Raw genomic sequence first — 13,577 nt, 5'->3', positions numbered from 1 at the left:
GGTGCCGCTCCCGGCAACGTTTGCCCCGTCGCGCCGCCCGGCACTCACGCTCGCAGCGTTGGCCAAAAGCCCACGTAGACCCTTCCCCGAGCTCTCGACTTCGTTCGAGCAGGGGAGACCCCATTCGAGGGCTTCCGGCCGCCTTGCGATCGCACGCACCGGACGACGCTCCTTCCGGGCAAGCCTTGCCGGTCACGGCACTAGAAGAAGCCCAGCTTCTTCGGCGAGTAGCTCACCAGCAGGTTCTTCGTCTGCTGGTAGTGCTCCAGCATCATCCTGTGGTTCTCCCGGCCGATGCCCGACTGCTTGTAGCCGCCGAATGCGGCATGGGCCGGGTAGGCGTGGTAGCAGTTCGTCCAGACCCTGCCCGCCTGGATGGCGCGGCCCGCGCGGTACGCGGTGTTGACGTCGCGGGTCCATACGCCCGCGCCGAGGCCGTACAGCGTGTCGTTCGCCGTCCTGATCGCGTCGTCGAAGTCCGAGAAGGACGTCACCGCCACGACCGGGCCGAAGATCTCTTCCTGGAAGACCCGCATGCGGTTGTCGCCCTCGAAGACCGTCGGCTGGACGTAGTAGCCGCCCGCCAGCTCCCCGTCGTGCTCGATCCGCTCACCGCCGGTGAGGATCTTCGCGCCTTCCTGCCGACCGATGTCCAGGTAGGAGAGGATCTTCTGCAACTGGTCGTTGGACGCCTGCGCGCCGATCATGGTGTCCGTGTCCAGCGGGTTCCCCGCCACGATCTTCTCCGTGCGGGCGATGCCCGCCTGCAGGAACTCGTCGTAGAGCCCGCGCTGGATCAGCGCGCGTGACGGACAGGTACACACCTCGCCCTGGTTGAGGGCGAACATGGTGAAGCCCTCCAGGGCCTTGTCGCGGAAGTCGTCGTCCTCGTTCCACACGTCGTCGAAGAAGATGTTCGGGGACTTGCCGCCCAGCTCCAGCGTGACCGGCTTGATGTTCTCGGAGGCGTACTGCATGATCAGCCGCCCCGTCGTGGTCTCGCCGGTGAACGCGATCTTCGCGACGCGCGGGCTGGACGCGAGGGGCTTGCCGGCCTCGGCGCCGAAGCCGTTGACGATGTTGACCACGCCGGGCGGCAGGAGATCGGCGACCAGCTTCAGCCACACGTGGATGGAGGCCGGGGTCTGCTCGGCCGGCTTCAGGACCACCGCGTTGCCCGCCGCGAGCGCGGGAGCCAGCTTCCATGTCGCCATCAGGATGGGGAAGTTCCACGGGATGATCTGGGCCACCACACCCAGCGGCTCGTGGAAGTGGTACGCGACGGTGTCGTCGTCGATCTGGCTGAGGGTCCCCTCCTGCGCGCGCAGCGCGCCGGCGAAGTAACGGAAGTGGTCGATGGCCAGCGGGATGTCGGCGGCCAGGGTCTCGCGCACCGGCTTGCCGTTGTCCCAGCTCTCGGCGACCGCCAGCTCCTCCAGATGCGCCTCCATCCGGTGGGCGATCCGGTTGAGGATCGAGGCACGGTCGGCCGCCGAGGTGGCGCCCCACGCGGGCGCCGCGGCGTGGGCCACGTCCAGGGCGCGTTCGACGTCCTCGGCAGTGCCCCGGGCGACCTCGGTGAACGGCCTGCCGTTCACCGGACTGGGATTCTCGAAGTACTGACCCCGGACGGGCGGGACGTACGCACCGCCGATCCAGTGGTCGTAGCGGGACTCGTACGAGACGATGGCGCCCTCGGTGCCCGGCGCGGCGTAACGGGTCATCTCTGTGGTCTCCCGGATCCGGTGCCGCCCGCCGTTGGACGGCTCTCGGCGCGAGGGTAGACCGCGCCACGTTGCAACCCCGTTGCACACGCGGGACAGCCCTGGGGCTGTCGTCGGCCTTCCGCCCGCTACGGCAGTTCGAGGACAGGGCCCGGCCCTGCCGCCCCCTGTTCCGTCTCCAGCGCCCGGACCCGGGCGAGCAGTGCCGGGCGACGGTCCCCGGGCGCCGCCGCCGCGAGCGCACGCCAGACCGGAAGATCGTCCTCGCCCCAGGGGCTGTGCGCCCAGTCGGCCAGCAGCCCCGGGTCACCGCGCGCGATCAGTGCCGCCCGCAACTGCTCGTCGAGCCGGTGGCGCAAGCGGACGACGGACGGTGACTGCGAACCGGGCAGCAGAGGGCCCGCGTAGACGCCCAGCGCCGACGCCACCGCGCCCGACGCCAGTCTGCGCGCCACCGTGTCGAAGTCGGCATCGACGGCGGCCGAGAGCCGGTAGGGGCGGGAGAGCAGGAGTTCTGGCCCCAGAAGCCGCCGCAGCCGGGAGAGTTCGGCCCGCAGCGTCACGGGGGTCACCGACTCGTCCTCGTACAGTTCGACGAGGAGTTCGTCGCCGCCGAGGCCCTCGGGATGCCGGGCCAGGGTCACCAGGACCTCGCTGTGCCGTCTGCTGAGCCGCACCCTGCGGCCGCCCGCGACGAGCAGCGCCTCGTCCCGGCCGAGCGCGGTGAGCTGTACGGTCCCGTCGCCGGGCGCGGGCGCGAGCAGGGCCAGCTGCGACTCGGCGGCCCGCGCCACCGCCTGCACGAACGCCAGGCTGTGCGGATGCGCGAGCCGGTCCCCTCCGGTGATGTCCACCGCGCCCAGCACCCGTCCCGTGCGCGGGTCGTGCAGCGGTGCCGCCGCGCACGTCCACTGCTGGACCGTCCGGCGGAAGTGCTCGGCGGCGAAGACCTGCACCGGTCGGTCGACGGCGAGGGCCGTGCCCGGCGCGTTCGTCCCGGCAACGGACTCCGCCCAGCGGGCGCCCTCCACGAAGTTCATCCGGCTCGCGGCGCGTCGCGCCTTCGGATGTCCCTCGACCCACAGCAGTCTGCCGTGTGCGTCGCACACCGCGAGCAGGTGCTCCCCGTCCGTCGCGTACGTGCACATCAGCTCGCGGATCACCGGCATGACGGGGGCCAGGGGATGCCCGTCCCGGTACGGCCCCAGATCGTCCGCTCCCAGTTCGACCGGGGCCGTGCCGTCGGGGCTGACCCGGGCCCGGGCCGAACGCCGCCACGACTCGCCGACCACCGGCCGCACCGGGTGCTCCAGCCGCCCGGCCGTGGTGAACACCTCGTGCGCATGCCGCAGCCGGCCGAGCCACCGCCCAGGGTCCGTACCGGCTGCCAGGGCTACCCAGGGGTCCGTCAACTCACCCTCCCGTCCAGGCGCGTCGTGCACTCCCATCGTGGCCGCAGCGAACGGCCGCCACAACCGTGGCGCGCGGCGACCGGACGGGTGTCGCCGCTCGGGAGGACGCCGGGGCGGGGGACCCTTCAGCCAGCCGAGTACAGGTTGACCAGACGGATGTAGCGCACCCAGTCCCAGTTCGGGCCGGGGTCGGTGTGGTCGGAGCCCGGGACCTGGGCGTGGCCGAGGATGTGTGCCCGGTCCTTGGGGATGCCGTGACGGTCGCAGATCGAGGCGGTCAGCAGCGCCGACTTCTCGTACATGGCGTTGGTGAAGTACGACGGCTGATCCACCCAGCCCTCGTGCTCGATGCCGATACTGCGCGTGTTGTAGTCCCAGTTCCCCGCGTGCCAGGCGATGTTCCGCTCCCGGACGCACTGGGCGACGTAGCCGTCCCCCGAACGCACCACGTAGTGGGCTGAGACCTGCTTGGCAGGGTTCTGGAAGATCCCGACCGTGTCCGAGAACGTCTCCTGCGCGACGTGGATGATCACGTACTGGACCGGATAGGTCGAAGGGCGGTTCGACGCCGTGTAGTTGGACGTGGACGCGGGCGCCCAATGGGCGACCGGGTAATCCGTGTCGCCCGCCGTCGTGGCGGCCGCGGCGCGGGCGGACGCGGGCAGCAGTGCGGCTGCCGCCGTCGCCGCGGCGCCCTGAAGGATCCTTCTGCGGTGCATGAGAACTCCTGTACGTGGGGGGAATCGAGACGGAGGAACAGGACAAGAGGCGTCAGGGCCACGAGAGGAGCGCCACGGTCTCCTGCGGAGCACCGCGGGCAGCCACTCCTTGCGGGTGTTCGCGACGCTCGTGGGGTTGGGGCCGTACGCGTTCACCGACGGCGCCTCCCCTCCATGACCGACCAATTGACAGGCGTCGAGCTCGGACAGACCGTAGTCGCGGCCCGGCCACCGCACCAGCTCCAACTGCAATATGCGGGGCGCGCCTTCGAGCGGACGCGCGGAAGTCGTCGACATCGGATGGCTGTCGGACTCGGTGCGCGGACACGGCGTCGAAGCGCCGTTCAGCAGCTCGACCAGGAACACCGTGGTCATCGCGTACTCCAGCGCCACGCCGCAGGTCTCGCCTCGCCCTGACGGGCATGGCCGTCGCCCGGCCTCGGCACACCGACGACGGGGGAGCGGCGGCGCGGGTGGAGCCGCGCGAACGCCCGCGGGTGCACCAGACCGGTGGGAGCGCCGCGCCGAGCACTGCGCCCCGCATCATGCGTCGCGGGTCCTTCGTCCTCCCGGCGATCGGTGCAGCGGCCTCGGAACCGGCGAAGACCGGCACCGTGTGCACGAAGCCGGCGCAGAACCCGCCGGTGCCGCCGACCACCCTGACCCGCCGTATCCGGTCGGTGGCCGGCGCGGCGGTGGTCAGCCGCGCAGCGGACGCGGGAGCTTCAGGAGCGTCACCGACGTGTCGATGCCGCTGTCGACGAGCCGGCCGCTCGCGTCGAACGCCTCGGGGCCGTCGGTCATCCCGAAGTCGTTGTCGTTGATGACGGCGAGGGTGTTCCGTCCCGTCACCGCCACGCCCTCGATCTTCCCGGGCACTCCCGGGACCTTCCCGAGGTCGACGACCAGACTCTTGCGGAGCACCGGCACGCCGGCCGCCGGCGGGGCGGTGAGTTCCTCGTACGACGGCGACGTGGCCGGGGCGTCCCGGACGGAGCCCAGGATCCCGCTGCGGTGGCGGCGACCGACACCGTCGCGAGCAGGGCGAGCGGCAGCCCGACGGCGAGGGAACGACGGACAACACGCGTGGACATGGGGCCTCCTGACTCACGAACAGCTCGGAGGCGCGTCAGGCTCCGTTCTCCCTCTCAACGTGCGGTGACATCGAGTCGAACACCGGGGCGGCGCGCGGCGACGGACGGGGGAGCGGGAGGCTCTGCACCGCCCAACGCCGCCGCCGGGTCCTCGTCCCCGGGGCCTGCAGGCACCCAGTTCCCGTCCTCGTCGTGGTACGGCCACCAGCGGCCGTCCCGGCCGTACCGGAGCTGCACACCGTCCTCCGCCGCCGTCCAGCGGTTGCCGACTGCCCGCAGTCCGGGGCGCTCGTCCTCCTCCCATGCGGCGGTGAGCCGGGCCTGAGCCCTGGTCAGGGCCTCCGGGTCCGGTGTCCACTCCTCGTCGAGCACGGCGAGACCGGCCACCCCGCCGTACCGCCAGGCGCGCACCGCCGCGTCGAGGGCGGCCGGGCTCCGTCCCGATCCGGCGGCCAGCCGCTTCGCGATCCAGGGTTCGGGGCGGGCGTCCGCGAGCAGCCGCACGACGTCCTGACGTGGCGTCAACGCGGTGGGCAGCGGCCGGCGCGCGTGGTCGGGGGAGAGGGCGTCCGCCAGCATCCGATGGGCACGCGCCGCGCCGTCGGCCGCCAGCAGCTCCAGGACCGCCGTGTCGATGCCGGGCTCCGGTTCGGTCCCCGTCTCCAGCGACGGGACCGGACCCGGTTCGTCCGGCAGGGGCGGGGGAGCGGGCAGTGGGGGCAGGATGTCCCGTGCGGCGAAGGCCTCGTCCGCCCGCACACCCCCGTCCCCCGCCTCCGCCGACGCGGTGCGCACGGCACCGGACCCGTCGTCCGGGGCACCCCGGCCGGACGTGGCCCGTTCCGAGGCACGGGCCACGATGCGCAGCTGGAGCTCGTCCAGGAGCCGACGTTCGCCACGCCCCCGCATGAGCAACAGCACGAGGGGATCCTGGTCGAGCAACCGCGCCACCTGGTAGCACAGCGCGGCGGTGTGCGGGCAGTGGTCCCACGCCTCGCAGCTGCATTCGGGTTCCAGGTCACCGATGCCCGGGAGCAGCTCCACCCCTGCCGCCGCCGCGTCCTCGACCAGATGGGGCGGCATCTCGCGATCGAGGAGCGCCGCGACATGCCCGGCACGGGCGGCGGCCACGTCCAGGAAACGCTCCCAGTCCGCCTCGTCCAGCTCCTGGAACAGCACGTCGCTGCGGTACGCCGACCCGCCCCGGTCGCGGACGACCGCGGTGATCCGGCCCGGCCGTACCGACACCGCGCCGACCAGGCCCTCGCGCGCGACCCCGCGCCCCTTCTTGAGCTGGGAGCCGTCCAGCGCGGTGTCCTCCAGGGCCTTGAGCCACGCCCGTCCCCACCAGGAGTCGGCGAATCCGCGTCCGCGTGCGGGCGGCAGCGCGGTGAAGGTACGTTCCTGCGCCGATGCCGCGTCGGCGCCGTATCCCGCCTCGCTGTCGTATCCGCCGTACGCGCCGTGTCCGTCGTGCCCGTGGTTCATCGGGAGCCCCCTCGTAGTTCCACCAGTTCGGCCAGTTCCGCGTCCGTCAGTTCGGTGAACGCCGCCTCGCCGGAGCCGAGCACCGCGTCGGCCAGCCCCTGCTTCCTGGTCAGCATGTCGGCGATCCGGTCCTCGACGGTGCCTTCGGCGATCAGCCGGTGCACCTGCACCGGCTGGGTCTGGCCGATCCGGTACGCGCGGTCGGTGGCCTGCGCCTCCACCGCGGGGTTCCACCATCGGTCGAAGTGCACGACATGCCCCGCCCGGGTGAGGTTGAGCCCGGTACCGGCCGCCTTCAGCGACAGCAGGAAGACGGGGCACTCGCCCGCCTGGAATCTCCCCACCATGGCCTCCCGTTCCATGACCGGTGTGCCGCCGTGCAGGAACTGCGTGGGTACGCCCCGGGCCGCCAGATGCCGTTCGAGCAGCCGGGCCATGGCCACGTACTGCGTGAACACGAGCACGCCCGCGCCCTCCGCCAGGATCGTGTCGAGCAGCTCGTCCAGCAGCTCCACCTTCCCCGAGCGGCCCTCGATCCGCGTCGCGTTCTCCTTGAGGTACTGCGCTGGGTGATTGCAGATCTGCTTCAGGGCCGTCAGGAGCTTCACCACCAGCCCGCGCCGCGCGAAGCCGTCGGCGGTCGAGAGCGCGGTCAGGGTCTCGCGGACCACCGCTTCGTAGAGTCCGGTCTGCTCCGCGGTGAGCGACACCGTCCGGTCCGTCTCGGTCTTCGGCGGCAGTTCCGGGGCGATACCGGGATCCGACTTGCGCCGCCGCAACAGGAACGGCCGCACCAATGCCGCGAGCCGTTCGGCAGCCGCCGGATCGCCGCCCTCCGCGGTGCGCGCGTAGCGCGTGCGGAAGGTGCCGAGGCGGCCCAGCAGGCCGGGCGTGGTCCAGTCGAGGATCGCCCACAGTTCCGACAGGTTGTTCTCCACCGGGGTGCCGGTGAGCGCGATCCGCGCCCGCGCGCCGATCGTCCGCAGCTGCTTGGCGGTCGCCGAGTACGGGTTCTTGACGTGCTGTGCCTCGTCGGCGACCACCAGACCCCACTCGATCTCGGCGAGCCTCGCCGCATCGAGCCGCATGGTGCCGTAGGTGGTCAGGACGAACTCGCCGGCCGTCGGTCCCGTCAGGTCGCGCGCCCCGCCGTGGAAGCGGCGGACCGGTGTGCCCGGCGCGAACTTCTCGATCTCCCGCTGCCAGTTCCCCATGAGCGAGGTCGGGCACACCACGAGGGTCGGTCCGGTGTCCGGATCGGCGGCGAGCCGGTGCAGGTGCAGCGCGATCAGGGTGATGGTCTTGCCGAGGCCCATGTCGTCCGCGAGGCAGCCGCCGAGACCGAGCGAGGTCATGGTGTGCAGCCAGTTCAGACCACGCAGCTGGTAGTCGCGCAACACGGCGTCGAGCGCGGCCGGCTGACCGATCGTCCACCGTTCGTCCCGTGCCGTATGGGACTCCGGATCCGCCAGCCTGCGGCGCAGCTGTTCCAGCCGACCGGTGGCGCGCACGGCGACCCGGCGGCCGTCGAACTCGGTGGAACCGGTCAGTACGGCGCCCAGCGCGTCGATCGGCGCGACCTTGCGGTCCCGGGTCTCCCTGGCGCGTCGCACCTCCTCGGGATCGATCAGTACCCACTGGTCGCGCAATCGCACCAGCGGCCTGTTGGCCTCGGCGAGCCGGTCCAGTTCGGCACGGCTGAGCTTCTGGTCGCCCAGCGCGAACCACCAGTCGAACGACAGCAGCGCGTCCGTCGACAGGAACGACGGAGCCTCCGGGCCGGTACGGACCGGTCCCCCGGGCCCCTGGCCGGCGTCGTCGCCGGGCGGGCCGATCACCGCACGCGCGGTGAGCGTGCGGGCCAGTTCGCGCGGCCAGTGCACCTGGACCCCGGCCGAGGCGAGGGCCCGTCCGGCCGGACCGAGGAGTTCCGCGAGCTCCTCGTCGGCCGGTTCGACGAAGTCGGGCACGGCGGCCGACAGCAGTGGTGTCAGCGCGGGCCAGGCCCGGGCGGCCCGCCGCAGAGACAGCAGTGCGTCCATGCGGGCGCGTGGGCCGAACGCCGCGGCGGGACCCGCCCCCGCGCCCGTCCAGACGTCTGCGGCATCGGCGACCAGCGCCGGATCGCCGACACCGTGGATCTGGAGGACGGCGCGGAAGGAGGCGCCGTCGGCAGTTCCGGCCAGAGGCTCGTCGTCCGCTCCCGCGTCCGTCAGCCCCGACACCTCCACCCGCAGCGAGAGCCGGACGCCCGCATCGTGCCCGGCCGCGACATCGGCGGCCCAGGCGCGCCCGCCCGGCAGACGCCGCGCCTCGGCGACGGCGAACGCGGGGCTCGTCGTGGCGAGGGCCGCGGCCGGCGTACGCGGCAGGCCGTCGGCCACCGCGTCGAGGAACGCGCGGAGCAGCCGTTCGGGTTCCGGCAGCAGCACCGGGTGCGCGGACGCGTCGAGCGGAACGGCGTGGGCGAGCGGCGGCATCGAGGCGGCGAGCGTACGGACGCGCTCCTGGTCGTCCGCGGGCAGCGGACCGGCCCGCCAGGCGTCGTGATCGGTGGCAGTGAGCCCGGGCAGCAGCAGGCCGCGGGCGGCGAGTTGCAGCGCGAGAAGTGCGGCGGCGCCCCAGAAGGCGGCGGCGCCGGAGGCATGCGGGGCGAGGCGTGCGCGCGTCAGCACGGGCAGCGCGTCCCGGACGGGGAGCATCAGCGCGGGTACGACGTACACCTGTGCGTCGGCCCCGACGACGGCCAACTCCTCGACGGAGCCGGGACCGTCGGGCGGAGGACTGCCGTCCGGATGCCAGAAGGCGATACGGCCGGCACGGAACGGGTCCCCGGGGAGGAAGACCACGGTACAGCCGGAGATTGCGGAGACCTCGGAAAGCGTTGCGGCAGGGAACCTGTGCACAGCGATGGCCCGAATTCCTCAAATTTGACTAGCTTGCTGGAGGGTCGAGGGTACTCCGCGCTCGAGCGGTTCATGCCTGACGATGCGGTGATCTGCGTCACTGTCGGGCGGCGGGGTTCGGCCCTCGGCTGATGCGGTACTCCGGTCGGCCTGCTGGCCTGCCGGCCCCGCCGTCCACCTGCCCCGCGGCGTCCCGGGTGCAGCCGGCCCCCCTCGGCGGCCGGGGGCTGGCCCCAGTGGACCAGGGGTGGTGGCGCCATGGCCGCCAGGGCTCCGGCGACCGTACGTTTCGACAGGTCAACGCAGCCTTCCAGAGACCGGAGACCCCATGTCCCAGGCCATGTCCACCGTCGCGGAAGGTGTCCGAGACGGTACGGGAGACGCCCCAGAGACGGGAGGCCGCGAAACGGCGCCGAGCCAGGGAACCGTTCCGGGTCGGGGGCCCACCGCGAGCCGGGAATCCGCGCCGGGGCGTGGCACGGCCCCGAACCGGGGGAGCGACTTCGCGCCGCTGCTCCAAACGGTCAAGGGCCAGGGCCTTCTGGAACACCGCACCGGCTGGTACGCGCTGGGCGTCGCCGTCAACCTGCTCGCCCTGGGCGCAGTGGTCACCGGCATGTTCCTCATCGGCGACAGCTGGTTGACCCTGCTGCTCGCACTGCCGCTGGCAGTCTTCTGGTCCCGCACCGCGTTCATCGGGCACGACGCCGGGCATGCGCAGATATCCGCCCGCCGCCGGACGAGCCGGGTCGTCGGCCTCGTGCACGGCAACCTGCTGCTGGGCATGAACGAGGCGTGGTGGAATGACAAACACGTGCGCCACCACGCCCATCCCAATCACGTCGACAAGGACCCGGACGTCGCCGTCGGGGCCCTGGTCTGGACCCGGAAACAGGCGGCCCTGCGCGAGGGCTTCGCCCGTTGGCTCACCCGCCACCAGGCCCGGCTGTTCTTCCCCATGCTGCTCCTCGAAGGCGTCGCCCTCAAGATCTCCGGATTCCAGTACCTGAGCCGCCAGCCCGCCAGGGAGCGCGCCCTCTCGGCCCTGCTCCTGGTCGCCCACCTCGGTCTCTACACGGCACTGCTGCTCACGGTCATGTCGCCCGGGAAGGCCGCCGCCTTCGCGCTCCTGCACCATGCCCTTTTCGGGCTCCATCTGGGCATGGCGTTCGCGCCCAACCACAAGGGCATGGAGATGCCCGACCCCGACGGCGACCGCTGGGGGCACCTCCAGCGCCAGGTCCTCACCTCGCGCAACGTGCGCGGCGGCGCCCTCACCGACTGGTTCCTCGGCGGGCTCAACTACCAGATCGAACACCACCTCTTCCCGAGCATGCCGCGCCCCCACCTGCGGCTGGCGCAGCCCCTGGTGCGCGCCCACTGCGAGGCGCTCGGCATGCCGTACACGGAGACCGGGCTCGTCGAGTCGTACCGGCAGGCGCTACGGCACATGCACGAGGTCGGCGAGCCGCTGAGGTGACTTTCGGGCAGGCTGGAACCGATGGGACCCCGCGGGCGTTCCCACAACAGGAACGGCTGCGGCCGTGAAGGAGGCGTGTGACGATGTCGAACAGTGCCAAGATCGCCATCGGGGGAGTCGTCGCGGCGGTCGTCCTGATGCCCTTCATCGGGTTCTGGCTGTCGTTGCTCGTCCTGGTCGGCGTGCCGACGATCGGCTATCTGATGCTTGATCCCGGCCAGCGGCGCAGGCTCCGCAGGATCACCCGCAAAGAAATCGGCCGCTGACGGGAGCCGGCGGGAAAGGCGACAGCGGAGGTGCAGAGGCAGGGAGGGGCCGCGTAGCGCGGCCCGGTCGACCTGCGACGGCCCGCCGCGAGCACGTGCTGCCGACGACCCGTTGCGGTGTCCGCGATCCCGGAGGCTCCGGAGGCCGGGACGGCGGCCGATGGTACGCCGCTCAGACCGGCCGTACCGCGATCGCGTCCAGGGCCTCCAGCAGACCGGGCAGCTGCGCGCCCCGTCCGACCGGAAACACCTCCCCCGGTTCGTCGTCCAGCAGGACGAACGCCATGTCGTCCGTCCTGGCCACCATGGACCAGCCGGGACCGTCGATGCGGAGCATCCGGGCATCACCTGCGGCGAAGGAGGACCGTATCCGGCCCGGCGGAGGTGGGGCGTCCAGGTAGGCGCGCGCCTCCGTCAGCGCCCGCCGCAGTCCGGCGTGCGATACGACGGGCGGGGGGCCGGTGGGGGCCGTGGCATCTGCTCCCTCGGCTCCGGCGCCGTGCTCGCCTCCCGCCCTCTCTCCGTCCCGGTCCCCGGCACTGTCCCCGTGCGTGGCCCTTTCCCGGTCCTCCTTCCCTGTACGAGCCCTGGTGCTCGTCCCGGGGCCGGCACCCGTCTCGTCCCCAGTCCCGGCCCCGGTGCCGGTCGCGGCTCCGGTCCCGGACCCCGACCCCGCACCGTCGTTCGTGACGTCGGAGGAGGCCGAGGCCGTTGTGTCGTCCAACTGCTCCCGCCAGGAAGTCCATTGGTGCGCGATCTCGTCCGCCCCCATGCGTCGCTGGGCCGGTCCCCATGTGCCCGTGGCGGGAGGCGCGAGCGGGACCGGGCCGGAGCCCCCGGCGTCCGGTTCCGGCGGCGGATCGTGCGGGGCGGCCAGCTCCGGGGCGGCGACCGCGACCGCGAGCGGCCAGCCCGGCAACGCACACACCATCGAGCGGTCGTCCGGTGACAGGTCGTACTCCATTCCGCAGTCCCAGGCGGCGATCGCCACGGCGACCAGCGACACGTCGTCCACGACCACGGTCCAGCGTGCGCCCCCGGCGTCCTGGCCGAGGACCAGGCCGTACCCCTCGGCATACGGTTCGAGGGCGAGCGCCGCACAGGCGGCGGGGTAGTCGTCCCCTAGCACGGTCGGGAACTGCGCGGGCGTGAGCAGCGCCGCGGTCAGCACGTACAGCGCGTCGTCGTCTGTGACCGCATCGCCTGTCCCTGCCACGGCTCTCTCCTCGTCCGTCACGGTTGTCGTCGGCGCACCCTAACCAGCCGGTAACTCGCTCGTCGAGGTCCTGACAAGTGGTTCCTGGACCGGTCCACCGCGCCCGGCGGGTCCGACACGGTCCCGGATCCGGATCCGGCCGACAGTTGTTCCCTCGAGTACGGTGCCCGCCTTCCGCCGACGTAGAGTTGGCCTTCCGACCGACGCAAGGGGGCAGCCGGGTGAAGCGGTACGACCGTCTGAAGGAGATTCAGAGTCTCGATCCGGAACGGGACTTCCTGCGGATCTATCGCATCACGGCGACCTACGAGTTTCCGTGGGACATCACCCGCGCACTCGAACTCGCGCTGTACCGCACCTACGCCGTCCCCAGTATCGGCCGGCTCCTCGCCGAGACCGCCGAGCTGACCGAGCGGTCGCAGAAGCGCTACGACGACACCGCACTTCTCCTCGACACGGTCGTGGAGCACGGCTTCGCCGACGAAGCGGGTCGGACGGCCATCCGCCGGATCAACCAGATGCACCGAAGCTACGACATCAGCAATGACGACATGCGCTACGTGCTGTGCACGTTCGTCGTCACGCCGAAGCGGTGGCTCGACGACTTCGGCTGGCGTCGGCTGTCCTCCCACGAACTGCGGGCGTGCGCCGTCTACTACCGGACACTGGGTGCCCACATGGGCATCAAGGACCTGCCGGAGACGTACGAGGACTTCGAGCGCACCCTGGACGCCTACGAGGCCGAGCACTTCGGCTGGGACGAGGGCGGACGCCGCGTCTCCGACGCCACGCTGCACCTGATGGGCTCCTGGTACCCGCGCCCCCTCGCGCCGGTCGCGCGGAAGGCGGCCCTCGCGCTCCTCGACGACTCGCTGCTCCGAGCGTTCAGGTACGAACGCCCCGGGCCGGTGGCCCGCGGGCTCACCCACGGCGCGCTCCGCCTGAGGGCGCGGGCCGTCCGACTGCTGCCGCCGCGCACCAACCCGCACTACGCGCGACAGAACCCCGAGATCAAGGGGTACCCGAACGGCTACGAAGTCGCCCGGCTGGGGACGTTCCCCACTCCGGGCGTTCGCGGCTGTCCGGTTCCGCACGGTCGGCGCGCCGAAGCACCCGGGCAGGACTGAACCGGGGAGGGTGCCGGGCGCCCCGGTCGGCGTGTGTTCCCTCGCCCGTCGGCGTGCGCTGTCCCGCCCGTCGGCGCGTCCCCGGCGCGCACCTGACCTGCGCCGTACTATCGGCGCCTTCGTTCGGCGCGGGCGCCAAGGCGCT

At 72.2% G+C, this 13,577-nt stretch carries 9 protein-coding genes and 1 pseudogene; 3 read left to right on the top strand and 7 right to left on the bottom strand.

Features of this window, described 5'->3' with window-relative positions; translation table 11 throughout:
* Positions 1 to 200 precede the first annotated feature (200 nt).
* The 6 genes and pseudogenes from AB0E67_RS24555 to AB0E67_RS24530 form a co-directional block, all read right to left on the bottom strand.
* Entirely contained in the window at positions 201 to 1,724 is a 1,524-nt protein-coding gene (locus AB0E67_RS24555) for an aldehyde dehydrogenase family protein (protein WP_362030521.1), read from the bottom strand.
* A 128-nt stretch (positions 1,725 to 1,852) separates the two neighbouring features.
* Positions 1,853 to 3,136 (bottom strand): GAF domain-containing protein, encoded by a 1,284-nt coding sequence (locus AB0E67_RS24550; protein ID WP_362030519.1) that lies wholly within the window; start codon positions 3,134 to 3,136, stop codon positions 1,853 to 1,855.
* A gap of 125 nt (positions 3,137 to 3,261) precedes the next feature.
* On the bottom strand, positions 3,262 to 3,855 hold the full coding sequence (locus AB0E67_RS24545) for a peptidoglycan recognition family protein (protein WP_360109518.1): 594 nt from the start codon (positions 3,853 to 3,855) through the stop codon (positions 3,262 to 3,264).
* A 699-nt stretch (positions 3,856 to 4,554) separates the two neighbouring features.
* A pseudogene (locus AB0E67_RS24540) lies at positions 4,555 to 4,830 on the bottom strand (esterase-like activity of phytase family protein); the annotation flags it as partial.
* Between the two features lie 173 nt (positions 4,831 to 5,003).
* Positions 5,004 to 6,437 (bottom strand): SWF or SNF family helicase, encoded by a 1,434-nt coding sequence (locus tag AB0E67_RS24535; RefSeq protein ID WP_362030517.1) that lies wholly within the window; start codon positions 6,435 to 6,437, stop codon positions 5,004 to 5,006.
* Complete coding sequence (locus tag AB0E67_RS24530; protein ID WP_362030515.1) at positions 6,434 to 9,343, bottom strand: DEAD/DEAH box helicase; 2,910 nt, start codon at positions 9,341 to 9,343, stop codon at positions 6,434 to 6,436. Before AB0E67_RS24530 ends, AB0E67_RS24535 begins: the two co-directional genes overlap by 4 nt.
* 328 nt (positions 9,344 to 9,671) lie before the next feature.
* On the opposite strand from AB0E67_RS24530, the gene AB0E67_RS24525 reads away from it, so the two are divergent.
* On the top strand, positions 9,672 to 10,823 hold the full coding sequence (locus AB0E67_RS24525) for an acyl-CoA desaturase (RefSeq protein WP_362030514.1): 1,152 nt from the start codon (positions 9,672 to 9,674) through the stop codon (positions 10,821 to 10,823).
* A gap of 83 nt (positions 10,824 to 10,906) precedes the next feature.
* Positions 10,907 to 11,089, top strand: coding sequence for a hypothetical protein (locus AB0E67_RS24520; protein WP_362030512.1), 183 nt, complete (start codon positions 10,907 to 10,909; stop codon positions 11,087 to 11,089).
* A 172-nt stretch (positions 11,090 to 11,261) separates the two neighbouring features.
* Here AB0E67_RS24520 and AB0E67_RS24515 read toward each other — a convergent pair whose 3' ends face one another.
* Complete coding sequence (locus AB0E67_RS24515) at positions 11,262 to 12,305, bottom strand: hypothetical protein (protein WP_362030510.1); 1,044 nt, start codon at positions 12,303 to 12,305, stop codon at positions 11,262 to 11,264.
* A gap of 221 nt (positions 12,306 to 12,526) precedes the next feature.
* Here AB0E67_RS24515 and AB0E67_RS24510 point away from each other — a divergent pair, with 221 nt between their 5' ends.
* A complete protein-coding gene (locus tag AB0E67_RS24510; RefSeq protein ID WP_362030508.1) occupies positions 12,527 to 13,432 on the top strand; it encodes an oxygenase MpaB family protein in 906 nt (301 codons plus the stop codon).
* Positions 13,433 to 13,577 lie beyond the last annotated feature (145 nt).

The sequence above is a fragment of the Streptomyces sp. NPDC032161 genome (assembly GCF_040636995.1).
GTDB lineage: Bacteria > Actinomycetota > Actinomycetes > Streptomycetales > Streptomycetaceae > Streptomyces.
This window is presented reverse-complemented; position numbering and strand designations above follow the sequence as displayed.